The organism is Staphylococcus sp. GDY8P45P, assembly GCF_017892745.1.
Taxonomy (GTDB): domain Bacteria; phylum Bacillota; class Bacilli; order Staphylococcales; family Staphylococcaceae; genus Staphylococcus; species Staphylococcus cohnii.
Window position 1 is genome coordinate 407,404 of record NZ_JAESLS010000006.1, and the last position, 22,943, is coordinate 430,346.

Here is a 22,943-nt window from a genome sequence, read left to right on the forward strand (position 1 = left end):
TTTACACGCATAAAGGAGTGATTTTACTTTTTTATTTTTTAACAATGAAGAACAAGCGCTCTCCTTCTTGATTATCATTCTGGTTTTCAAATTCAAAATCAACAAATGTCGTTATATGTTTAAAACCACATGATTCTAACATTTTAGTGTAAACATCTTTTGAATAAGTCTTTTGGTAATGTGACTCATCAAATCTTTTATATAAGTTATCATCTTGTTTTATAAAAAATGTCATATCATGCCATACGCTTAAAGGTTCTTCACCACGAATCGCTTCCCAAGCTAAAAATACATTTTCTGTTTCATCAATATAACTTTGATTATTGAATAATGTATTCATCTTGTGTTCAGTATGGACATCAAACATAAATACACCCTCATTCGGCTCTAGATGATGATATACTTGCTGAAAAGTGGATAACACATCTCCATATTCTGTTAAATAATTTAAAGAATCACAAAAAATGGTTATTGCATCATATTGTTGGTTAAGGTCGAATTCAGTCATATCACCTTCTATCCAATTCACTTCACTGGATTTTTGCATTGCTATCGAAAGCATATCAACACTTAAATCCATACCCGTTATATTATCAAAGTCGTTTAATTTTGAAGTGAAACTGCCTGTACCACAACCAATATCTAAGATAGTTGATTTGTTTTTAGCATAATAATTTACAATATCAAGCCATGATTCGTATGGCTGATCTAAAGTTAATTGATCATAGTAATAGCTCATTTCTTCATATTGAGCCATTATTAATAAACTGCCTGTCCATAAGATTCTAATGGTGCATCACGATATAATTTCTCCAAGTTGTAATAATCACGTTCATCTTTATGGAATACGTGTACTACTACGTTGGCCAGGTCAATTAAAATCCATCTTGCTTCATTAAAGCCTTCCATTCGTTTTACTTCGATTTCCGCTTCATTTGCAGCATCTTTAACTGCACGTGCAATGGATTGAACTTGTCTTTCATTATTGCCGTGGCATACGATAAAATAGTCAGTCATATCGCTAATACCTTGCATATTTAAAGAAATAATATCTTCTGCTTTTTTATTCTCAGTTGCATTGACAGCTAAATTTAATAATTGATCTGATTTCATTTAATCATCCTTTACTCTTTCGTCACTATAATTGTAATAATTCAAGCAAGCAATCGTGGCATCATAAACGGTAATATCTTTCGTGATTAAATATAAAACAGTTCGCTTAGATATTTCATAAATGGTTTTATCTAAGCTACCTTGATTGTATGCTAAATCTCTAATTTCTTCAACGCCTGGGGTTTGACGACCAGGTTCAATATAATCTGCGATAAAAACTAATTTTTCTGTTTTGGTCATTTGAGCACGACCAGTTGTATGATTTTTAATGGCAAGTAATACTTCTTCATCGTTTACACCAAATTGTTGCTCCATTATAACTGCACAAACTGGACCGTGTAAGATTTCTGATCCGTAACTCAACAAGTTACTATCCAAATCATTTTGTCTAACAATCTGATACATAGATCCCAAATCATCGTACTTGCTATAATCATGTAATATACCTGCGAGTTCGGCCTTGTCTTTATCCCCATCATACTGTTCAGCTAATTTAACAGCAGTTTCTGCTACTCTTAGTGAATGATTATATCTTTTCTCAGGTAATTTGTCTTTAACTAGGGAGACAGCTTCATCAAATTTCATATAATCCTTCCTCTCTGATATATTTCTCTACACTTTGAGGCACCAGCGTTTGAATATTACTATGTTGTTTTACTCTTTCCCTGATGAGTGTTGAACTTATATCTATGCGTGGAATATTAATTGCTATCATATTATTTGAAACTTCTTGCTTTGCTTTACCACGATTCACAATTACAAAGGTTACCATTGATTTCAAATTTTCAATCTCATACCACTTTTCTAATTGAATATACTGGTCAGTACCTATAACAAAATATAGTTTAGCATTTGGATGTTTTTCTAAAATATGTTTAATTGTAAAATACGTGTAACTTTGTCCCTTGCGTTCGACTTCGTCTAAATAAACAGATCCAAACCCAAGTTCATTAATTGCACAATGGATCATATCAATTCTATATTTCGCATCTAAGTAATCATCATGCGCTTTGAGCGGTGACATATAACTTGGAATAAAGTAAAACAAATCTGGTTTAATAACATGATTCACTTCGCTAGCAACAACCATGTGAGCTGTATGAATCGGGTTAAACTGCCCACCATATAAGACTATCGTTTTAGACATTATGGCAATTGAATTTGTTTATTATCTTGTGATTCTTTATACAAGACAATCATAGACCCGATTACTTGAACAATTTCACTATGAGTTGCATCGCTTAAAGTTTGCGCTAAATCATTTTTGTCTTCAAAGTTATTTTGTAATACATGTATTTTTATTAATTCTCTATTTTCTAAAATATCATTTAATTGTTCTATCATATTTTCACCAACACCAGCTTTTCCGATTTGGAAAGTTGGGTCAACATTATGTGCTTTACTTCTCAAAAATCTCTTTTGTTTACCTGTTAACATAAAATGCTCCTTTTATAAATAATTTAAAACTGTGCGTTTCATAACTTGCACGTCCGGTTCTGTATCTGTCCATATTTTAAAACTTTCTGCACCTTGATAAACAAACATATCCAAGCCATTATAGATTGGGTTACCTTGGACTTCGGCTTGTTCTAAGATTGGTGTTTTAAAGGGTACATACACAATGTCACTCACTAACGTATCAGACTCTAGATGCTTCAAACTAATTGGTATTTCTTGATTTGTGTTCATTCCTGCTGGTGTCGTATTGATGATAATATCGAATTCGGATAATGCTAATTCAGCATCAGATAATCGAATTTTGTTTACATTCAAATTCCATTGTTCAAATCTGTCCAAAGATCTGTTTGCAATAGTAAGTTTGGGTTGTACATACTTAGTTAATTCATTCGCAATGCCTTTACTAGCACCGCCTGCACCTAAAATTAAGATATAGGCATGTTTTAAATCTGGATACACGCGTTGCAAGCCTTTAACATAACCGATACCATCTGTATTATAACCAATCCATTTACCATCTTCTATCTTAACCGTATTCACGGCACCTACAGTTTCTGATTGTTCATCAATTTCATCTAAAAAAGGTATAATACGTTCCTTATGCGGAATTGTTACATTAAAACCAGAAAGTGCTTTATCTGAAATAATTTCTCTTATTAGATGGAATTTATCTTCAGGAATATTAATCGCTTCATATGCTGCATTGTAATTTAAAGATTCAAAATTAGCATTATGCATCACTGGAGATAAAGAATGATCAATTGGGTGGCCTATTACTGCATATTTCATATTTTACACACCTTACATAATTGAATTTCTTAAAATAACATCAACATTTTTTGGCACGCGTACAATGACTTTTGCACCTGCGTCTATCGTGATAAAGCCTAATCCAGAAATCATTACATCACGTTTTTCTTTACCAGTTTCTAACCTTACGGCTTTAACATTTCTCAAATCAAAATTTTCAGGATTATGAGGTGGTGCTAATACAGATCCTAATTGATTTCGCCATAATTCATTAGCTTTTTCTGTTTTTGTTCTATGAATATTTAAATCATTAGAAAAGTAACAGACTAACGGTCTTTTTCCGCCACTAATATAGTCTATACGTGCAAGTCCACCGAAAAATAATGTTTGTCCTTCGTTAAGCTGATAAACACGTTGTTTAATTTCTTTTCTAGGCATAATTGTTTTAAGTTCATGTTCAGATACTAAATGTGTCATTTGATGCGCTTGAATAATTCCTGGTGTATCATACATAAACGTCGTTTCATCAAGTGGAATATCAATCATGTCCAAGGTTGTACCAGGAAATCTTGAAGTTGTAACAACATCTTTTTCTCCTACACTACGTTCTATTAATTTATTAATTAAAGTTGATTTACCTACATTTGTAGTTCCTACAATATATACGTCTTCATCGTTTCTGATACTGTTAATAGAAGTTAATAGATTTTCAATACCTTCATTTTTGTCTGCTGAAATAAGCACGACATCTTCAGCATCAAGTCCATATTTTTTAGCTGTTTTCTTCAACCATTCTTTTACACGACGTTTATTTATTTGTTTTGGCAAAAGATCTATTTTATTCGCTACAAGAATAATTTTTTTGTTGCCGACGATACGTTTAATTGCATTGATAAATGAACCCTCAAAATCAAATACATCCACAACATTTACTATTATTCCTTTTTTATCTGCTAAGCCATTAAGTAAATTTAAAAAGTCATCGCTATCTAAACCTACATCTTGAACTTCGTTATAATTTTTTAGTCTAAAACATCTTTTACACACAACATCTTCACGAAATAAGTTATGTTCTGGAACATAACCCGGTGCATCAGAATCTTCAGACTGTAAAGGTGCACCACAACCTATACATTTCAATACATCCACTTCACTCAATCAATTTTCCTCCCATTTTATATATCCTTTTTTTCTAAAATGTTGTAATAATCTGCGTTCAATAAGACGATTAAATTTAGTAATCAAGCCATCTGTCTGTTTGACAGGTACTACCATAATAGTAAATAAGCCACGTCTGTTACCACCAAATACATCCGTTAACATTTGATCACCTATTACCACTATCTCTGATGGATCTAAACTCATAGAATGCATTGCACGATCAAATGCACGCCCTCTTGGTTTTCTTGCTTTAAAAATATAATCTACTTTTAATGATTTAGAAAAACTACCAACTCTTTTTTCATTATTATTAGAAACAATTGTAATCGTAATGCCTTTTTGTTTTGCCTCTTCAAACCAAGTTTTAACTGCTTCTGTAGGATCAGCAACATCCCATCCCACTAGTGTATTATCTAAATCAGTAATGATACCTTTTACGCCAGATTCTGCAAGCTTATCTATATCAATTTGAAAAATAGATTGCACATATTCATTTGGCATAAAGTATTTCTTTATTATACCCATTATTTCAATTCACCTTTTTTATATTTTTTTAATTAAATTTTCTACCATTGTACTAGAAGATTTTGCTGCTTTTGTTAAAAATTCATCAAATGTGATACCAGCGTCTCCATCTGCTAAATCTGATATTGCACGTGTGATAATAAATGGTAAATTAAATTGATAGCAAGTCTGTGCAATTGCAGTTGCTTCCATTTCTGCAGCCATCGCTTGAGGGAAATTTGTTTTAATTTTCATTCGTTGGTCTTTTGTACCAATAAAACTGTCACCACTTACAATCAAGCCTACCTTAGCAATTAGTTGTTGATTTGTAATTACTTGTGTCGCTTTGTCAATCAATGATTTATCTGCTACGAATTGTTCAGGCATTTGTGGGATTTGTCCTAACTGATAACCAAATGCTCTAGCATCAGCATCATGATAAGCAACCATATCGCTTACTACGATATCACCAACATTTAATGATTTATCCAATGCACCTGCAGAACCTGTATTAATAATTAAATCAGGTTTGAACTTTTCAATTAATAATGTTGTTGAAATGGCTACATTTACTTTACCAATGCCACTTTGAGTTAATACGACTGCTTTATCATTTATATAACCTTTGTAAAAATATACATGTGCAATATTAATCTCTTCTAAATTCACAAGTTTATTTTTTAAGATTGCTACTTCTTCATCCATAGCTCCAATAATACCGATCATTGTTATTCACCTCAATTTAAAATCCTAACCTTAGTTATTCTACCACATTTAAACTGATAGCTCGACGATTGAATCATATTTATATCAAATTTATATTTCATTATTTATCGTAAGAAATTTATGTAAATTTTCGCATTATCAATTTGATTTAACATGTAAATACATTGTTCTTATTTTAATAGGAAATGACAATGTTTATTTAATGTAAGTATAACTATAAAACAAACCATTCTCTAAGTCCTTATTATAAGCATAAGAACTAGAGAATGGTTACTTTGTAACTATAATGATATTGTTAACTACCTATTAATTGTGTCAATCCTTGCAGTGAATATATACCTGTAACAACTGTGACTAAAACAGCTAAAATACCAAACCAAAGCATCCATGTTGGATGATGATAATCCCCTACGATTGATTTTCGTTTACTAGCAATAAGTATTGTCGTTAATATAATAGGTAAGATAAGTCCATTTAAAGCACCTGCAACGATTAATAATGTTACTGGTTTTCCTAAGAATAGAAAAACAAAAGTTGAAATGACTATAAATGAAATTACAATAATATTTGTTTTATTATAGATCGATTTATGCAATGTTTTTAAGAAAGTCGCACTTGTATATGCTGATCCAATAACTGAAGACATTGCTGCAGCAAATAATACAACACCAAATATATTTCGACCAATTGGTCCTAATACATGCTCAAATACTGAAGCTGGTGGATTTGTATCATTTAAAGTTACGCCCGTAACGACTACACCAAGTACCGCTAAGAATAATAATGCTCTAAGCACACCTGTTGTTAATATTCCTGAAATAGCCGCTTTGTTTACAAATGGCAAATAATGCTTACCACGGATGCCAGAATCTAATATTCTATGTGCACCAGCAAATGTAATATAACCGCCAACTGTTCCACCCACTAATGTGATAATAGGTAAAACAAGTGCTAAAGGTTGTTCCGGCATCACAAGATGTTTAGCTGCGTCAGCATAAGGCGGGTTAGCTTTAAACATTACAAATGCAACAACCACAATCATTAAAACACCTAAAAACATCGTGACAACATCCATAATTTTTTGACCACTTTTACTTACAAAAATAAGTATTGCTAATACTGCTGTAATAGCTGCACCAATCTTTACATCTAAGCCAAAAATTGCATTTAATCCTAATCCAGCACCTGCAATATTACCAATATTAAATGCGAGTCCACCTATTGCAATTAATATCGATATAAAAGTACCCAATCCTTTAAATATTTCATTAGCTACTTCTTGACCACGTTTGCCTGTGACGACCAACACTCTCCAAATATTTATTTGCGCTCCTATATCAATCAATATTGATAATAAAATTGCAAAAGCAAAACTTGAAGTGAACTGCGCAGTAAATACTGCTGTCTGAGTTAAAAATGCAGGTCCAATTGCAGATGTAGCCATTAAGAATACAGAACCTAATAATAACCTTTTATGATTTTTTGTAAATTCAAAATCCTTCGATTCTGTTTTTAATTTTTCTCCCATGTGTTAGCCTCCCAGCTTAGATATAGAAACGCCTTCTTTCGATAATCTTTCTCTTATTTTTGTAACAAATTCTAGTGCATGTTCACCATCTCCATGAACACAAATTGTATCTGCTTGAATATCAATTTCCTTGTTATTTTTCGTAATTACTTTTTGTGATTTAACCATTTTGACAACTTGTTCAATAGCTTCTTCTGTGTCAGTTATTAAAGCATCACTTTCTTTTCTACTCACTAATTGACCATCATCTTCATAACGTCTATCTGCAAACACTTCTGAAGCAGTAGTTAAACCAACAGCTTGCGCTTCTGTAACAAGTAGTGTATTTGATAATCCAACATAAATTAATGATTCATCAAAATCATATACAGCTTGAGCAATCGCATGTGCGATTGCTTTATCACGTGCACCCATTTGATACAGTGCACCATGTGGTTTTACGTGGTTTATTTTAACTTGGTGAACATTACAGAATCCACTTAATGCACCGAGCTGGTAAATGACGATATCATAAATTTCTTTCGGTGACAAGTCCATATTTCTACGGCCAAATCCTTGTAAATCTGGAAGACCAGGATGTGCACCTATACCAACACCATTTGCTTTAGCTAATTCTACCGTTTGATTCATGACATGTTGGTCACCAGCATGAAAACCACATGCAATGTTTGCTGACGTAATTAACGGAATAATTTGATCGTCTCCACCGAATGAATAATTTCCAAAAGCTTCACCTAAATCACAGTTCAAATCAACTTTCATTATGCTTCCTCCTTAATTATTTGATGTCTATCTAAGAATTTAATATCTACATCTTTTGCATCACCATTGGCATATTGTGGATATGATAAAACTGCATATAAGAAATCAGCTGTTGTAGTAAAACCATCAATTACCATTTCATCCAATGTTACTTTTAATTTGTTTATTGCTGAAGCTCTATTAGGTGCTTTTACGATAACTTTCGCTACTAGCGAATCATAATTTGGTGATACCGTATAACCATGATAAAGCAAACTATCGATACGTACGTTAAATCCTTGTGGCAAATGTAATGCTTTTACTTTGCCTGGAGAAGGTTGAAATCCTTTCTGAGGATTTTCTGCGTTGATTCTCGCTTCAATGACATGTCCATCAAATAGTACCTCGTCTTGGTTGAATGGTAATGAACCATGCTTCATTAAATAAAGCTGAGCGTGTAGTAAATCACGATTCGCTCTCATTTCAGTTACTGTATGTTCAACTTGAATTCGCGCATTCATTTCAATAAAGTAATAAGCATCTTCTGTCACTAAGTATTCGATAGTACCTGCACTTCTATAATTAGATGCTCTAGCCACTTTTACAGCATCATTACACATAGATGCTCTCATATTATCGGATAATGCAGCACAAGGTGATTCTTCAATTAATTTTTGATTTTTTCTCTGAACTGAGCAATCACGCTCACCTAAGTGTATGTAATTATCTTTACCGTCTCCTAGCACCTGTACTTCCACGTGCTTAGCTACAGGTATAAATGCTTCCACATATACGCGATCATCATTAAAATATTTTTGTCCTTCACTTTTTGCTTCCTTAAACGACTTTTCCAAAGCTTCTTCAGCTTTGACAATTCTTATACCTTTACCGCCACCACCACTGGCAGCTTTTAATACAAGTGGATAACCAATGTCATGCGCTATTTCTTTAACTTCTTCGATTGTCTCTACTGCAGAAGTAGAACCAGGTATGATTGGTACATTCGCTTGATCAACTGTTTGTCGTGCTGTTATTTTATCACCCATCATTTCCATGGTTTGATCAGTTGGCCCTATAAAATAAATACCATTTTCTTCAACATTTTTAGCAAATGAAGTGCTTTCTGATAAAAAACCATACCCTGGATGTATTGCATTTGCACCACTTATTTTTGCAGCACTAATAATTCTGTCTTGGTTTAAATAGCTATCCAAAGCATTGGCTTCTCCAATACATATCGCTTGATCAGCTAAACTTACATGTAGACTTGACTCATCCCCTAAAGCATAGATAGCCACAGTTTCAATATCCATTTCTCTACATGCGCGAATAATTCTTACAGCAATTTCTCCTCTATTTGCAATTAAACAACGATACAATTCAAATACCCCCTTTAAACTTATTTCACAGTTATAATCGTTTGATCATATTCAACATTTGAACCGTGATTGACATGTATTGTGTCTACAACACCATCCACATCACTTTTTACTTCATTCATTACTTTCATCGCTTCTATGTAACCAATGGTATCTCCTTTTTTAATTTCATCACCTTCACGAATGAGTGGATTTGTTAATTCTTTTTCATCTTGTAAATAAAACGTACCGACCATAGGTGATTTGACAGCCTGATTTGATTGTTCTTCATTTGATATACCTTGCTCATTTAAAGTTGATTCATTATTTGAAGCTAATTGTTGTTGCGCAGGTGATGCAGATGTATTATCTGTAAAATCAATAGTTATTTCATTTTCATAATCTTTATAATTAAATTTTTTAACCCCGTTATCTTTTACAATTTTAATTAATTGTTCTACTTTTTCAAAATTCATTATAATTCCCCTTTCAATAAATGATTAATGCGTATAGATGTATCTCTCAATTGCGTAACATCAAAAATAGGTTGCTCATAAATATTTTTGATTGTATTTTTAAATGCTTCTTCTTGTTGTTCTAATTTTTTAACTGCTTCATCGATTGTGGTCCATTCAAAACGAATCGTATCATTGGGTTGCATTTGAGCTAATTTATGTAAATCAGATGCACAAACGGTTGCTATTTTTGTATAGCCACCTACTGTTTGTTTATCATTTAATAAAATAATAGGATTACCATCATTTGGAACTTGTATACTGCCTAAGGCAACAGGTTCTGATATTATATCTGCCGATGTGTTTGGTGAAATCGTTTCACCTTGTAATCGATAACCCATGCGGTCTGATTTTTCTGATATTTTAAATTCATTGGCTACTAGCTTTTCTTGCGCTTCTTGACTAAAGCTTTCAATTTGAGGACCCTCAATGATTTGAATAGTGTTTTCTTTAACCTCTGCGACATCAGTAAGTAAACTCAAACCAAGGTTACGTGTATACGAATGATTTTTTTTACACTCTATTACATCACCAGATTTTAATGAACGCCCTTTAAAACCACCAATTTGGCTTCGTGTATGAGTAGCATAGCTATTTGCAACTTTTTGAATTTTCAAAGGTTTACCAAATAATAAGTATCCTCTTGCCCCATTAGTGACTTGTCCAACTTTCAAAACGTCGCCTTTTTTTACTGCTATTACAGTAGATTCATCAATAGTTGCATCGTTAACGGTTGCGTTAAACTCAGCACCTATTAATACAAACGTATTATCTTCTAAAAATTCAATCGTTGGGCCAATAATTGTACATTCAATCGCTGGCCCTTCATTACCAATTAGCGCTAGCCCAGTTCTATAAGCATATTGATCCAAAACACCTGCAGTAGAAAATCCTTGGTCTTGATAGCCGATTCTTCCTAAATCTTGGATCGTACTAAATAAACCTGGATTAATAATTTTAATACTCATATTGAATTTTCACCCATTTCTCAATATCAAATTCACCTTGTTGTGCTTCAACAATCTGTTCGAACGTAGATTCATCTATAGAATAGAATTTTATATAGTCTCCGGATTCATATAAACACATAGGCGTTCTTAAAATATCAAATACCGTAATTGGTGTACGACCGATGATTTGCCAACCTCCTGGAGATTGTTTTGGATATAATCCTGTTTGATTATTCGCAATACCAACTGAACCTGCAGGAATACTTGTTCTTGGTTCTTCTCTTCTAGGAGTAGCTAACTTTGAATTTAATCCTCCTAAAAATGGAAAACCTGGCATAAATCCAAGCATATAAATTAAATATGTATTCTCTGTATGTAACTTAATTACTTCTTCTATTGATAATTGATTATGTGTAGCTACTTCTTGAATATCTGGGCCATAATTACCACCATAAAGTACTGGTAAACTAATGGTTTTTACTCTATTTAAATTTTCATCAAAATCCAGTTTGTTTAATTGTTCTAGTTTCAGTTCATTAACAACTTTCGCTAAACTTTGTTTAGTAATATCTATATGTAGCATAATTGCACGATAAGAAGGTATCACTTCAATAATAGCTTCATGTTGCTGATCTTTAATGTACTTTTCAACTTTTTGTACTTCCTTAAATGTCGAAGGATCAATTTGTTGTTCAAAGTAAATCATAATTGTCTCTTCATTGATTAATTTATATTCCAACACTTTTCCCCCTTTGTATTATATACATTAAACTATTTTTTAAACATTAATATGTGTACAACATTATAATTGTATCATTAACTAACGCACTATGTTTAATTAGAAATAGTTATAATTGGTGATAATAAACTACTATTGTTAAATACAAATCAACCCTAAATTATCTTAATATTTCAATAATTGTATCAATGATATAAATTTATCAAATAGTTGAAGATAAGTATATATTTTTATTTATAAAGTGTAAAATCCCCCTAACATTAGTTGTTAAGGGGATTTTAATATTACTTGATATTTACAATTTTTACATTGATTTCTGCACCATTTGGTAGTGGAACACGAACCTCTTCGTTTAATTTTTTACCTATTAAACTTTTAGCCATTGGTGATTCATTTGAGATTTTACCATTAAATGCATCAGATTCTGCAGATCCAACAATTTGGTATTCTTCTTCATCTTCACCTGGTAATTCTACAAAAGTTACAGTTTTACCAATTTGTACTTGATTGTTGTCACCTGTATCCTCAATTATAAGTGCATTACGTAGCATATGCTCAATTCTTTGTATGTCTTGTTCGATGAATCCCTGTTCATCTTTAGCAGCATCATACTCAGAGTTCTCAGATAAATCTCCGAATGAACGAGCTACTTTTATTTTTTCAACGACTTCTGGTCTCTTAACTGTCTTTAACTCTTCAAGTTCATTTTCTAGCTTTTCGAAACCTTCTTGCGTCATAGGGTATTGTTTTTGGTTTTCCATATTGTCATCTTCCTTTACTAAAATACTATTGTTTACTTACTAAAGTCTGAATTTTTGTCGTCATTATATCGATCGCAACTTTATTACTTCCACCTTCGGGAATGATAATATCTGCATATCTTTTTGTAGGTTCTATAAATTGATTATGCATTGGTCGAACTACATTTAGATATTGATTTATAACAGAATCCATTGTACGACCTCTTTCTTCTGTATCGCGAAGTAAGCGACGTAAGATTCGTAAATCTGCATCAGTATCAACATAAATTTTGACATCCATTAAATCTCTTAACGTTTTATTTTCAAGCGCAAATATGCCTTCTACGATAATAACATCTTTTGGTTTAAATGCAATCGTTTCATCGCTTCTAGTATGATTTGTATAATCATATGTTGGTACTTCAATCTGTTTACCATTTCTCAAATCGTTTAAATTTTCTATTAATAAGTCATTATCAAAAGCAAAAGGATGATCATAATTGGTCTCTAAACGTTCTTCGAAACTTAAATGCGATTGGTCCTTATAATAATAGTCTTGTGCTAATAATGCAACACTATGGCCTTCTAAATTTTTCATAATTTCGTTTGTGACTGATGTTTTACCTGAACCAGAACCACCAGCGATTCCAATAATAGTCGTACGTTTCATTATCCAATTTCCTTTCTCATCATGTTGTTGGTATAAATTGGATGATCAACTTCAATTTGCACAATTTGCAATGGGTGTCGTGCAGCATCAAGTTTGTTACCTTCTTCATCATAAATAGTTTCAACAACTTGTCTAAATGTATCAATTTCAGGACCAAAAAACTCTATTTCTTCTCCAGGCTCAAATTTATTACGCTGTTGAATCGTAGCGAGTTTGGTTTTTTCATCATAACCAAGGACTAATCCACAAAAATCATAAGCTGAGTTCTTTTTATTTTGTTGCCCAAACATTTGCTCTTCGTAACCAGGTGTGCCTTCAATAAATGCAGAAGCAGTGTCTCTGTTAGCGCATTTTTCCAGCTCAGCTAACCATTCTGGCTTAATTTTAAAATTATCAGGATCTTCTGCATAAGCATCGATGACTTTGCGATATACAGATACAACAGTTGCAATGTAGTGTATTGATTTCATGCGTCCTTCAACTTTAAGTGAATCCACACCAATATCCATCATTTTAGGGATTGACTCAATAAGTTTCAAATCTTTTGGACTCATTGCGAAAGGTGTCACTGCATTTTCATCATAATATAAATCTAAATCACCATCTTTATCAATTTCCAATAGGTCATAATCCCACCTACAGCTTTGACAACAACCACCTCTATTAGAATCTCGAGCTGTCATGTGATTACTTAATGTACATCTACCAGAATACGCAATACACATTGCGCCATGAATAAATGATTCAATTTCAATATCTACTTTGTCTTTCATTTCCTTCATTTCCATAGCACCTGTTTCACGTGCTAATACTACACGATCTAAACCTTCATTTTTCCAAAATTCTACAGCTTTATAATTTGAAAGTGATTGTTGTGTTGATAAATGAATTTCTAAGTTCGGTGCTACGCGCTTACATGTTTCAATGATAAGTGGATCCGCAACAATAATACCAGTGGCACCGGCTGACTCTAAATTTTTTAAATATTCATTCAAACCTGCAATATTTTCATCATGTGCAATAATATTAGTCGTAACGTAAATTTTTGCCCCATATTGCTGTGCGAATGTCACACCTTCTTTGATTTCTTCCATCGTAAAATTATCCGCATTGGACCTTAAACCATACGCTTGTCCACCTAAAAATACTGCATCTGCACCATAATGTACTGCTATTTTGAGTTTTTCTAAATTACCTGCTGGAGCGAGTAGTTCAGGTTTTTTAATCTTATTATTAGTATTGCCTTCAACTTTTTCTAATAATTTCATTATTTAAACCTCCCTTAATAGACTGTTTGCTTATACAAGAATCCTTCATCAAACGGACGATGCTCAGGTTGAATAGCTTCGATCGGATCTACGAGCATAAATTTTTCATCATCATAAGCCTCTGGATCTTCATTGAATAAATCAATAGCTTCTCTATATTGTTCTGTACAAACATTAATATATTCTTCAGTTTGTAATACACCGTCAATCTTGAATGCATCAATATTGGCTGCTAAAAGTTGATCTAACTCTTCAATCAAACATATATCATTGGGCGACATAATATGTGTTCCATTGTAATCCTCAAAAACAGGATATTTGTTATCTCGTTCTTCATCATATAATAACAACTCATTAGCTACTTTGTTTCGATGAATTTTCATTTGTCTTTCTTGGAAAGTAAAATAGTTGCCTAATAACATGCGTTTTGATTGGAACATGCAAGTCATACCATGTACTTGTACTTCAACCTCTACATCTGCATGTTGTTTTATATTTAATATTTCATCTAAACTTAATTCTCTAGCTAGTTGCGCGCGTTGCGCCCCCTTTTTTCCCCAATAGTTGCATTGAAAATAATTTGTGACTAATGCTTCTGCATCCCAATTTAATGGAATTGGGTTTTCTTGTTCATTTACATACATAACTACCGCTGGATCACCAAATATAATACGGTCAACTTTTATCTCATGTAAAAAGTCAATATATGCTTTCAGCGCATTTAAATGATAATTGTGAAATATACCATTTACTGCCACATAGGCCTTTTTCCCATGATTATGTATTAATGTCACTGCTTCCACCAATGCTTCTTTTTTAAATTCTCCTGCTAATCTTAAACCAAATTTTTGCTCACCGATTACAAAAGCATCTGCACCTTTTTCAATTAATGCCTCAATATGTTTAACAGATTTTGGCGTTACTAATAATTCTGTCATTTTGATTCTCCTTTAATCGAAATAGCTAGACCATCATCTATATTTAAGAAATTAGTTGTGAAACGAGGTTGAACCATCAGCCATTCATTATATTCTTGTACTTTTTTTACCATTTGTCTGACATTTCTACTTCTCACTAAAGCAATATCTGAAACAAAACCATGATACAAAACGTTATCTGTAACTATTATTCCACCTTCTTTGAGTAAAGGCTCATACAAAGTAAAAAACTTTTTTGATTGTGCTTTCGCAGCATCAATAAATATCATATCAAATGATTCATGTTGGATGTTTTCAAAAGCTTCTAAGGCATCTTTTTCAATTAACTCTATTTGCGTATGATATCCAAATTTTGCAAAATTTTCTTTGGCTTTTAATTGCATATCGACATCACGCTCAATGGTAACCACTTTTATATCCTTAGAAACAGAAGCAAATTGCATACTACTATAGCCAATTGCAGTGCCTATTTCTAAAATACGCTTGGGTTTATGTATTCTGATCAGTTGTTTAATCATATCTAAAGTTAGCCTATCCACGATTGGAACATGATGTTCCACAGCATATGGTCTAAGTTGTTCTATAGCAATATCATTCTCTTTGTGCAATTCTAATAAATATGATTGATTATTATCCATTTCAAAACTTCCTTCAATGTAAATATTTCAAAGTGTTTTTGACAAATAAAATAAATCAGTCAATGATTGTGACTGATTGTATTTCAATTAATAACAACGGCTATATGTTCTTATATTACGAACTACTTTTTATATAATTCTTTGAAATTATCTCATAAATTTAATTTTAACTTTATATATTTTACCACAAAGGCATATATATTATAAGTGTAAATTGTGATAACCAACTTGTTTATATAGCTATATTGAATATTACATCAACTTCACATAATAAATGCGTATAAGAAACTAATACAAAAATCGAAATTATTATGTTTTTATCACTTTTATCGATTAAATTATCTAACAGAATAAACACCACAATTGTGCAATGGTTATATATTACAATTTTTGCGTAAAATATTGTAGTGATTTGTGTTGTCTCTTGGAGTAAAAAAACACTAGTCTCAGATTTCAGAAAGAGTTAGCACCCGACATAATGAATACAAAAAACTGCCAACAAAGTCAGAAACTTTGTCGACAGTATGAGCTGAAATTTAAAAATTTCAGCTTGATAACGTGATATTAATACATAATGACCAGAATTTTTACACATTAGCTTTTGTAAAATTAGTGGTAAAAACACATTGTCACCTAAGACAAAGTGTTAACAATATTGAATCAATTTGTAATTCAGATTCACACTTTAAATATCAATGCGTATTTTTAGTGTTGTCCAAATATTATTCATGGTTATGATCATGGTCGTCCATTTCAGTGTTAACGACTTCTTCAATCATATCCCATTCTTCATCAGTTTCAACTGGTAAAAATTTTCCGCCTTCGCCATCTACATCAGGCTCATTAATCATTGGTACTAATTCGATTAAATCATCATCATCTGATTCTGCACCTTCTTCAGCAAGAATCACATATTCTTTTTTGAATTCAGGATGGAAAAATTCTAATACTTTTCGATAAAGTACTTCGTTTCCATCTTCATCAAATAAAGTTAATAATTCCTCTTGGTTGTTAATTTCTAATTCAGATTCATGGTTATGTTCAGTCATTATAAAACGCTCCTTTTTATTGTATAGAATCTAAATAGCCTTGTAATATAAATACTGCAGCCATTTTATCTATTACTTTTTTTCGTTTTTGTCTAGAAACATCTGCTTCAAGTAAAGAACGTTCTGCAGCCATGGTACTTAAACGCTCATCCCACATGATTATCTCTACAGATGGCAATGCTTCCTGAAGTTGCTCCTTGTATTGTAACGAAGCTTCGCCTCGAAATCCAATAGAATTATTCATATTCTTTGGCAAACCTATGACAACAGTACCAACTTTTTCTTTCTCTATGATCGTTACTAGTCTGTCTATACCTAGTTCATTCTTATCTTCGTTTATATGGAGTGTATCTAATCCCTGGGCTGTCCAACCCATGAGATCACTTATAGCAATGCCAACAGTTTTACTTCCTACATCTAAACCTAAAATTTTATGTTTTAGCATTAATTACTTTGAGTTCTCTTGTAAATAATTTGAAACTAATTCTTCCATGATATCGTCGCGATCAATACGACGAATTTGGTTTCTAGCTTCATTATTACGTGGAATATACGCAGGATCACCTGATAATAAATAACCGACAATTTGATTTACAGGGTTGTAGCCACGTTCATTCAGCGTGTTATAGACATTTTGAAGTACTGTTTTGACATCTTCTTTTGGAATTTCATCATAATTAAATTTCATTGTTTTATCAAAGTTTTCCATTTTGTAACACTCCTTCGTATCGACTAAAAAGTACTTATTGTTAATTCTACATTACTAAACGTAGAACTTATAGAGATTTAATGTAATCTTTAATGAAACGTAATGATTCTGTTATGTTTTCAGGTTGAGTGCCCCCACCTTGAGCCATGTCTGGGCGGCCGCCACCTTTACCACCTACAATTGGTGCCATGTTTTTAATAATGTCACCAGCTTTTACACTATCTGTTAATTCTTTTGGTACTGTAGCTACTAAAGACACTTTGCCATCTATGTTACTGATTAAAATTATAATAGCATCTTGCAACTTAGATTTAAAGTCATCCATTGTCTCACGAATCGCTTTTGCGTTTGCGACTTCAACTTCAGTTGCAAGTACATTAAATCCATTAATTTCTTCTACCTGATTTGTAATATCACCCATTTTCAGTGTAGTGATTTCTTTATTTCTTTGTTCAAGTTGCTTAGATAATTCTTTTTCATCCGCTTGCATTTGGATAACTTTTTCTAAAACTTGATCATCTGATTTCACTTTAACTTGTGCTTTCACCGCATTAAATTGTTCTTGTATTGTTTCTAAATATAGAAATGCTGATTTTCCAGTAAATGCTTCTATACGTCTCACACCAGCACCTGTACCCGATTCACTCACTATTTTAAACAAACCTATTTCAGAAGTATTATTAACATGGATACCTCCACATAATTCAATGGAGAAAGGTGCCATATTGACAACTCGAACGACATCGCCATATTTTTCACCAAATAATGCCATCGCACCTAATTTTTTAGCTTCAGCAATAGGCATTTCTTGTATATTCACATCTATACTATTCCAAATTTCTTCATTAACTCTTCGCTCAACGTGATCTATTTCATCTTGAGTTAAAGGTCCAAAGTGCGTGAAATCAAATCTTAATCTCTCCGCTTCAACAAGTGAACCTGCTTGATTGACATGATCTCCAAGTACTTCTTTTAATGCCGCATGTAATAAATGTGTGGCGCTGTGATTCTTTTTAATATCTCTTCGTTCAACATGGTTTACACTAGCAAGCACTTCGTCATTCTTTTTAACAGTTCCAAATTGAATTTCACCTTTGTGTAAATTTTGTCCATTAGGTGCTTTGGTTACTTCAGTAACTTTGATTTCGAACTGTTCATTACTTATTGTACCTTCATCTGCTACTTGTCCACCACTCACTGCATAAAATGGTGTTTCTTTTAAAATAAAGTAAATGATTTCTCCAGCTTCAGCTTCGTTTACGAAATCTCCATTATAAATGATATCGGTAATAAACGTTTTTTGATCCATGACATCATAACCTACAAATTGACTCTCTGTTGTTACTTTTTTCAATATGTCACTTTGTACTTGCATAGATTGAGAGTTTTGACGAGCTTGTCTAGCTCTATCACGTTGTTTTTGCATTTCATCTTCAAAAGTATTCATATCAACAGAAAGGTTTTCTTGTGTTGCAATTTCTTCAGTAAGTTCAACTGGAAAACCATATGTGTCATATAATTTAAATGCATCCTTACCACTGATTTCATTTGTCGTTGATTTTGCTTTTGCAATTAAATTATTTAATATCGCTAAACCTTCTTCCAGTGTTTCATGGAAACGTTCTTCTTCCGATTTGATCACGCGTTTGATGAAATCAGCTTTTTCTTTAACATTCGGATAATAAGGTTCCATGATATCTGCAACGATATCAACCAATTTATACATAAATGGTTCATTAATATCTAATGATTGACTAAACCTTACAGCACGACGTAAAAGCCTACGCAACACATAACCTCGTCCTTCATTTGCTGGTAATGCGCCATCAGCGATTGCAAATGAAATCGTGCGTATATGGTCAGAAATGACTTTGAATGCTACATCATAAGTATCTTTTTCAAGATACTTTTTACCTGAAACTTTTTCTACTTCATTAATGATTGGCATAAACAAATCAGTTTCGTAATTTGTACGAACATTTTGCGCTATAGATGCCATTCTTTCAAGCCCCATACCAGTATCAATATTTTTATTTGGTAATGGTGTGTACGTATGATCTTTATTATGATTAAATTCACTAAATACTAAATTCCAAACCTCTAAAAATCTTTCATTCTCACCACCTGGATACATTTCTTCTGCAGGATCATCTTGTCCAAATTGATCACCGCGATCATAGAATATCTCAGTATTAGGGCCTGAAGGTCCTTCTCCGATATCCCAGAAATTTCCTTCTATACGAATAATTCTACTCTCTTCTAAACCTATGTCTTCATTCCATATTTTATAAGCTTCTTTGTCCTCAGGATGTATCGTTACATACAATCGTTTTGGATCCATAGCCATCCATTTTTCATTCGTTAAAAATGCCCAAGCAAATTCAATAGCCTCTTTTTTAAAATAATCACCAATTGAAAAATTACCTAACATTTCAAAAAAAGTATGATGTCTAGCTGTAAAGCCGACATTCTCAATGTCATTGGTTCTTATAGCTTTTTGAGAATTAACAATACGAGGCTTTTTAGGTGTTTCTCTGCCATCAAAATATTTTTTTAATGTCGCAACACCAGAGTTAATCCATAGTAAAGAATCATCATCTATAGGTACTAATGGTGCAGAAGGTTCAACCATATGCCCTTGTTCAACAAAGTAATCAATAAAATTCTGTCTAATTTCACTTGCTTTTAAGTTTTTCATACTTAAAATTCCTCCATCTCAACTCAAGTTATATCAGTTATTTGATAAAAAAGAAAATAAAAAACGTCCATCCTATCAAAAGGGACGAACGTTTCGCGGTACCACCCTAGTTATAAGCATTAATAATGATTACTAATTTCGCTTATCACTTTAAATAAGTATATTTATTATTTAACATAAAGTAGCTTTCAACTATGCTATCTGTACTTTTCACCAGCCAGTACATCTCTTGTCGACTACCATAGTTTACTCATCTTTATGCACAATCAATTATATTGTATTTACTTTAACCTACGTTGTCAATGTTCAACAAAATCATATGGCGAAATATCTCCCATATTAATCATAGGATTAATTTTATATATATTTTCTTCTGTTAAAACAGTCGTCGAATCAAATGTAGCATTAACTTCATCTTCATCTTTACGATCATCATTATTAAAATACGTTTTTAAGAACGTACAAAGCTGTGTCATTCTCACTTGGCCATGTGTATTTAAACCGATTTCGAAAGCTTGTGGGTCCCCCAAAAATACCAGTGATTGCTTAGCTCTTGTTAGTCCAGTATATAATATTGGTTTTTGCAACATTCTAAAATATTGCTTAACCATAGGCATAATAACGATTGGAAATTCGGAACCTTGTGATTTGTGAATAGACGTACAATATGCATGTGTTAATTCCAATAAATCTTGCCTTACAAAAGTAATTTCATTTCCGTCAAAATCAACGACAATCACATCTTTATTTAAGGCATTTTCTTTTGCCCAAAATATACCAACAACCACTCCAATATCACCATTAAATATATTATCACTTGGTCTATTTACTAGTTGTAGTACTTTATCTCCTTTTCTAAAGACAACATCCCCGAATTCAACTTCACGTGTTTCTTTCTCTTTAGGGTTTAAAATTGTTTGCAATACAGTATTTAATTTTTTTATACCAGCTGAACCTTTATACATCGGAGCTAATACTTGTATATCACTCATATCATAACCTTTATTTACAGCGCTTGAAACCACCTTTTCAACTACTGAAGGTATTTGATCTGTTGAACAGTTGATAAAGTTACGATCGTGAAATCTTTGTGTAATATCAATAGGTTCACCCAATTTCATTCTATGTGCTAATTCTATGATACTAGATCCATCTTGTTGTCGGTAAACTTCAGTTAGATTCACTCTGGGAATTACTTTAGAATCAATGAGATCTTTAAAAACCTGACCTGGCCCTACAGAAGGTAATTGGTCTTCATCACCTACTAATATGACTTGAGCATCTATAGGGACGGCACTAAGGAATTGATGAAATAACCAAGTGTCGACCATTGACATTTCATCTATAATAATTAATTTCGCTGAAATCTCATTATCTAAAATATCCTCTGGTTGTGTGTCTTGATTCCAACCTATTAACCGATGTATAGTCATAGCTTCCAATCCCGTAGATTCAGCCAACCGTTTTGAAGCTCTTCCTGTCGGGGCTGCTAGTACAACGGGATAGTCATCGTTTTGATAATCATCATAATCTAAAGATAAACCATGTATTTCTGCATATAATTCAACAATACCTTTAATCACAGTCGTCTTTCCTGTTCCTGGACCGCCAGTTAACAGCATAATTTTAGTATTGATTGCAGTTTGTAACGCTTCTCTTTGAGAATTAGCATATGTAACCTGATTACGTTGTTCTATTTCACCAATTTCTAATTGTAATTCAGATTGTTCTATTTCTTTTAATTTATTCGTATATGTGTAATTACGATATAAGTTTTGAACACTTTTAAGTTCTGAATAATATAAACTAGGAATTGCTATTTCACTTTCTTGTTTTACTAATTTTGTATCTTCAACAAGGACTTGAATCATATTTTCTAACTGTTGATGCTCAATCACTTCATTAGGTGGTTGAGACAACATTTCTTGTGTCATTTCTAATACAGTTTGTGTCGGCAAGTATGTGTGTCCTTGCTTAATGCATTCTTCTTCTAATACATATAATAAACCAGCTTTTAAACGCTCATCATCGTTATATTGAATACCTACATTTCGTGCTAAAGTATCTGCTTTGTTAAATCCGATACCCTTCACGTCGTAAACCAATTGATAGGGTTTGTTTTCTACAATATTGAGTGTATCGCCTAAATAAACTTGATAGATTGCCATCGCGAGTTTAGGCCCAAACCCTAAATCATGTAATCGAATAATGATTTGCTCTGTTTCTTGATTACTCGCAATTTGTTCAGCAATTTGTTTTTGCTTTTTCTTTGGCAAACTAGGTACCTTTTCTAAAATAGATGAATCATTTAAAATATCTGAAATTGCATTTTCTCCAAGTGTGTTTACAATATTTTGGGCCGTTTTTTTACCTATGCCTTTAAATAAATCACTAGATAAATAGCTAATTATAGCTTCTTTTGTTTGAGGCAACTCTTTTTCAAACGTTTCAGCTTTTAACTGTTTACCATATTTAGGATGTGAAACGATTTGTCCTTTAAAAGTATAAACATCGCCTTCAGCAATTTCTGGAAAAAACCCTACAACTGTAGGCATAGAATCAAATTCTTCATTAGATTCTATCGTATCTACTTTTAAAACAGTATAAAAATTGTCTTTGTTTTGAAACAAGATAGCATCTACAGTACCTTTAATCATTGAATTATTAAATAATGTAGGGTTATCCATTTA

25 protein-coding genes are annotated in these 22,943 nt (G+C 32.5%); all 25 read right to left on the reverse strand.

The window, feature by feature from the left end:
• Positions 1-31: 31 nt before the first annotated feature.
• The 25 genes from KA873_RS06680 to recD2 all read right to left on the reverse strand — a co-directional run bounded on the left by KA873_RS06680 (position 32) and on the right by recD2 (position 22,940).
• Positions 32-757, reverse strand: coding sequence for a class I SAM-dependent DNA methyltransferase (locus tag KA873_RS06680; RefSeq protein ID WP_107504805.1), 726 nt, complete (start codon positions 755-757; stop codon positions 32-34).
• Between the two features lie 2 nt (positions 758-759).
• Positions 760-1,113, reverse strand: coding sequence for a ribosome silencing factor (gene rsfS, locus KA873_RS06685; RefSeq protein WP_046208128.1), 354 nt, complete (start codon positions 1,111-1,113; stop codon positions 760-762).
• Entirely contained in the window at positions 1,114-1,698 is a 585-nt protein-coding gene (gene yqeK, locus KA873_RS06690; RefSeq protein WP_107384644.1) for a bis(5'-nucleosyl)-tetraphosphatase (symmetrical) YqeK, read from the reverse strand.
• Positions 1,688-2,260 (reverse strand): nicotinate (nicotinamide) nucleotide adenylyltransferase, encoded by a 573-nt coding sequence (gene nadD / locus KA873_RS06695; protein ID WP_107384645.1) that lies wholly within the window; start codon positions 2,258-2,260, stop codon positions 1,688-1,690. Before nadD ends, yqeK begins: the two co-directional genes overlap by 11 nt.
• The gene (yhbY, locus tag KA873_RS06700; protein WP_019469395.1) at positions 2,260-2,550 is read right to left on the reverse strand and encodes a ribosome assembly RNA-binding protein YhbY; all 291 of its coding nucleotides are present in this window, start codon (positions 2,548-2,550) and stop codon (positions 2,260-2,262) included. Before yhbY ends, nadD begins: the two co-directional genes overlap by 1 nt.
• Before the next feature lie 12 nt (positions 2,551-2,562).
• Positions 2,563-3,360, reverse strand: a complete 798-nt coding sequence (aroE, locus tag KA873_RS06705; RefSeq protein WP_107384646.1) for a shikimate dehydrogenase — start codon at positions 3,358-3,360, stop codon at positions 2,563-2,565.
• Between the two features lie 12 nt (positions 3,361-3,372).
• Complete coding sequence (yqeH, locus tag KA873_RS06710; RefSeq protein ID WP_394859704.1) at positions 3,373-4,470, reverse strand: ribosome biogenesis GTPase YqeH; 1,098 nt, start codon at positions 4,468-4,470, stop codon at positions 3,373-3,375.
• A gap of 9 nt (positions 4,471-4,479) precedes the next feature.
• Positions 4,480-5,007, reverse strand: a complete 528-nt coding sequence (locus KA873_RS06715; protein ID WP_107384648.1) for a YqeG family HAD IIIA-type phosphatase — start codon at positions 5,005-5,007, stop codon at positions 4,480-4,482.
• Between the two features lie 18 nt (positions 5,008-5,025).
• Complete coding sequence (gene mtnN / locus KA873_RS06720) at positions 5,026-5,712, reverse strand: 5'-methylthioadenosine/S-adenosylhomocysteine nucleosidase (RefSeq protein ID WP_107384649.1); 687 nt, start codon at positions 5,710-5,712, stop codon at positions 5,026-5,028.
• 295 nt (positions 5,713-6,007) lie between these two features.
• A complete protein-coding gene (locus tag KA873_RS06725; protein ID WP_107384650.1) occupies positions 6,008-7,240 on the reverse strand; it encodes an NRAMP family divalent metal transporter in 1,233 nt (410 codons plus the stop codon).
• Positions 7,241-7,243: 3 nt separating this feature from the next.
• Positions 7,244-8,002, reverse strand: a complete 759-nt coding sequence (gene pxpA, locus KA873_RS06730) for a 5-oxoprolinase subunit PxpA (protein WP_107384651.1) — start codon at positions 8,000-8,002, stop codon at positions 7,244-7,246.
• Entirely contained in the window at positions 8,002-9,360 is a 1,359-nt protein-coding gene (locus KA873_RS06735) for an acetyl-CoA carboxylase biotin carboxylase subunit (protein WP_107384652.1), read from the reverse strand. The genes pxpA and KA873_RS06735 overlap by 1 nt, the downstream gene beginning before the upstream one ends.
• Before the next feature lie 20 nt (positions 9,361-9,380).
• Positions 9,381-9,815 carry an acetyl-CoA carboxylase biotin carboxyl carrier protein gene (locus tag KA873_RS06740; RefSeq protein WP_107384653.1) on the reverse strand — a complete coding sequence of 145 codons (435 nt, stop codon included), beginning with the start codon at positions 9,813-9,815 and terminating at the stop codon, positions 9,381-9,383.
• The gene (locus KA873_RS06745; protein ID WP_107384654.1) at positions 9,815-10,822 is read right to left on the reverse strand and encodes a 5-oxoprolinase subunit C family protein; all 1,008 of its coding nucleotides are present in this window, start codon (positions 10,820-10,822) and stop codon (positions 9,815-9,817) included. Before KA873_RS06745 ends, KA873_RS06740 begins: the two co-directional genes overlap by 1 nt.
• Positions 10,812-11,543 carry a 5-oxoprolinase subunit PxpB gene (gene pxpB, locus KA873_RS06750; RefSeq protein ID WP_107504806.1) on the reverse strand — a complete coding sequence of 244 codons (732 nt, stop codon included), beginning with the start codon at positions 11,541-11,543 and terminating at the stop codon, positions 10,812-10,814. Before pxpB ends, KA873_RS06745 begins: the two co-directional genes overlap by 11 nt.
• A 284-nt stretch (positions 11,544-11,827) precedes the next feature.
• Entirely contained in the window at positions 11,828-12,304 is a 477-nt protein-coding gene (greA, locus tag KA873_RS06755; RefSeq protein WP_019469406.1) for a transcription elongation factor GreA, read from the reverse strand.
• A 25-nt stretch (positions 12,305-12,329) separates the two neighbouring features.
• A complete protein-coding gene (udk, locus tag KA873_RS06760) occupies positions 12,330-12,953 on the reverse strand; it encodes a uridine kinase (RefSeq protein ID WP_019469407.1) in 624 nt (207 codons plus the stop codon).
• The gene (locus KA873_RS06765) at positions 12,953-14,221 is read right to left on the reverse strand and encodes a peptidase U32 family protein (protein WP_210140196.1); all 1,269 of its coding nucleotides are present in this window, start codon (positions 14,219-14,221) and stop codon (positions 12,953-12,955) included. The genes udk and KA873_RS06765 overlap by 1 nt, the downstream gene beginning before the upstream one ends.
• Before the next feature lie 14 nt (positions 14,222-14,235).
• Positions 14,236-15,159 (reverse strand): peptidase U32 family protein, encoded by a 924-nt coding sequence (locus tag KA873_RS06770; protein WP_107384657.1) that lies wholly within the window; start codon positions 15,157-15,159, stop codon positions 14,236-14,238.
• Positions 15,156-15,797 carry an O-methyltransferase gene (locus KA873_RS06775; protein ID WP_210140197.1) on the reverse strand — a complete coding sequence of 214 codons (642 nt, stop codon included), beginning with the start codon at positions 15,795-15,797 and terminating at the stop codon, positions 15,156-15,158. Before KA873_RS06775 ends, KA873_RS06770 begins: the two co-directional genes overlap by 4 nt.
• A 722-nt stretch (positions 15,798-16,519) precedes the next feature.
• Positions 16,520-16,846, reverse strand: coding sequence for a DUF1292 domain-containing protein (locus tag KA873_RS06780; RefSeq protein ID WP_107384957.1), 327 nt, complete (start codon positions 16,844-16,846; stop codon positions 16,520-16,522).
• A gap of 16 nt (positions 16,847-16,862) precedes the next feature.
• Complete coding sequence (ruvX, locus tag KA873_RS06785; RefSeq protein WP_019469412.1) at positions 16,863-17,291, reverse strand: Holliday junction resolvase RuvX; 429 nt, start codon at positions 17,289-17,291, stop codon at positions 16,863-16,865.
• 3 nt (positions 17,292-17,294) lie between these two features.
• The gene (locus tag KA873_RS06790) at positions 17,295-17,555 is read right to left on the reverse strand and encodes an IreB family regulatory phosphoprotein (protein WP_019469413.1); all 261 of its coding nucleotides are present in this window, start codon (positions 17,553-17,555) and stop codon (positions 17,295-17,297) included.
• Positions 17,556-17,622: 67 nt separating this feature from the next.
• Positions 17,623-20,253, reverse strand: a complete 2,631-nt coding sequence (gene alaS, locus KA873_RS06795; RefSeq protein WP_107384958.1) for an alanine--tRNA ligase — start codon at positions 20,251-20,253, stop codon at positions 17,623-17,625.
• 299 nt (positions 20,254-20,552) lie between these two features.
• Positions 20,553-22,940: an SF1B family DNA helicase RecD2 gene (recD2, locus tag KA873_RS06800; protein ID WP_107504808.1), complete on the reverse strand. Its 2,388-nt coding sequence runs from the start codon at positions 22,938-22,940 to the stop codon at positions 20,553-20,555.
• Positions 22,941-22,943 lie beyond the last annotated feature (3 nt).

Bases quoted from the DNA above. Each gene is read 5' to 3' on its own strand.
- KA873_RS06740 (WP_107384653.1), bottom strand. From the start codon at position 9,815: ATGAATTTTGAAAAAGTAGAACAATTAATTAAAATTGTAAAAGATAAC.
- KA873_RS06745 (WP_107384654.1), bottom strand. From the start codon at position 10,822: ATGAGTATTAAAATTATTAATCCAGGTTTATTTAGTACGATCCAAGAT.
- pxpA (WP_107384651.1), bottom strand. From the start codon at position 8,002: ATGAAAGTTGATTTGAACTGTGATTTAGGTGAAGCTTTTGGAAATTAT.
- KA873_RS06765 (WP_210140196.1), bottom strand. From the start codon at position 14,221: ATGAAATTATTAGAAAAAGTTGAAGGCAATACTAATAATAAGATTAAA.
- udk (WP_019469407.1), bottom strand. From the start codon at position 12,953: ATGAAACGTACGACTATTATTGGAATCGCTGGTGGTTCTGGTTCAGGT.
- recD2 (WP_107504808.1), bottom strand. From the start codon at position 22,940: ATGGATAACCCTACATTATTTAATAATTCAATGATTAAAGGTACTGTA.
- aroE (WP_107384646.1), bottom strand. From the start codon at position 3,360: ATGAAATATGCAGTAATAGGCCACCCAATTGATCATTCTTTATCTCCA.
- yqeK (WP_107384644.1), bottom strand. From the start codon at position 1,698: ATGAAATTTGATGAAGCTGTCTCCCTAGTTAAAGACAAATTACCTGAG.
- mtnN (WP_107384649.1), bottom strand. From the start codon at position 5,712: ATGATCGGTATTATTGGAGCTATGGATGAAGAAGTAGCAATCTTAAAA.
- KA873_RS06790 (WP_019469413.1), bottom strand. From the start codon at position 17,555: ATGGAAAACTTTGATAAAACAATGAAATTTAATTATGATGAAATTCCA.
- KA873_RS06775 (WP_210140197.1), bottom strand. From the start codon at position 15,797: ATGGATAATAATCAATCATATTTATTAGAATTGCACAAAGAGAATGAT.
- nadD (WP_107384645.1), bottom strand. From the start codon at position 2,260: ATGTCTAAAACGATAGTCTTATATGGTGGGCAGTTTAACCCGATTCAT.
- KA873_RS06770 (WP_107384657.1), bottom strand. From the start codon at position 15,159: ATGACAGAATTATTAGTAACGCCAAAATCTGTTAAACATATTGAGGCA.
- yhbY (WP_019469395.1), bottom strand. From the start codon at position 2,550: ATGTTAACAGGTAAACAAAAGAGATTTTTGAGAAGTAAAGCACATAAT.
- alaS (WP_107384958.1), bottom strand. From the start codon at position 20,253: ATGAAAAACTTAAAAGCAAGTGAAATTAGACAGAATTTTATTGATTAC.
- KA873_RS06780 (WP_107384957.1), bottom strand. From the start codon at position 16,846: ATGACTGAACATAACCATGAATCTGAATTAGAAATTAACAACCAAGAG.
- KA873_RS06725 (WP_107384650.1), bottom strand. From the start codon at position 7,240: ATGGGAGAAAAATTAAAAACAGAATCGAAGGATTTTGAATTTACAAAA.
- KA873_RS06715 (WP_107384648.1), bottom strand. From the start codon at position 5,007: ATGGGTATAATAAAGAAATACTTTATGCCAAATGAATATGTGCAATCT.
- rsfS (WP_046208128.1), bottom strand. From the start codon at position 1,113: ATGAAATCAGATCAATTATTAAATTTAGCTGTCAATGCAACTGAGAAT.
- greA (WP_019469406.1), bottom strand. From the start codon at position 12,304: ATGGAAAACCAAAAACAATACCCTATGACGCAAGAAGGTTTCGAAAAG.
- KA873_RS06680 (WP_107504805.1), bottom strand. From the start codon at position 757: ATGGCTCAATATGAAGAAATGAGCTATTACTATGATCAATTAACTTTA.
- ruvX (WP_019469412.1), bottom strand. From the start codon at position 17,291: ATGCTAAAACATAAAATTTTAGGTTTAGATGTAGGAAGTAAAACTGTT.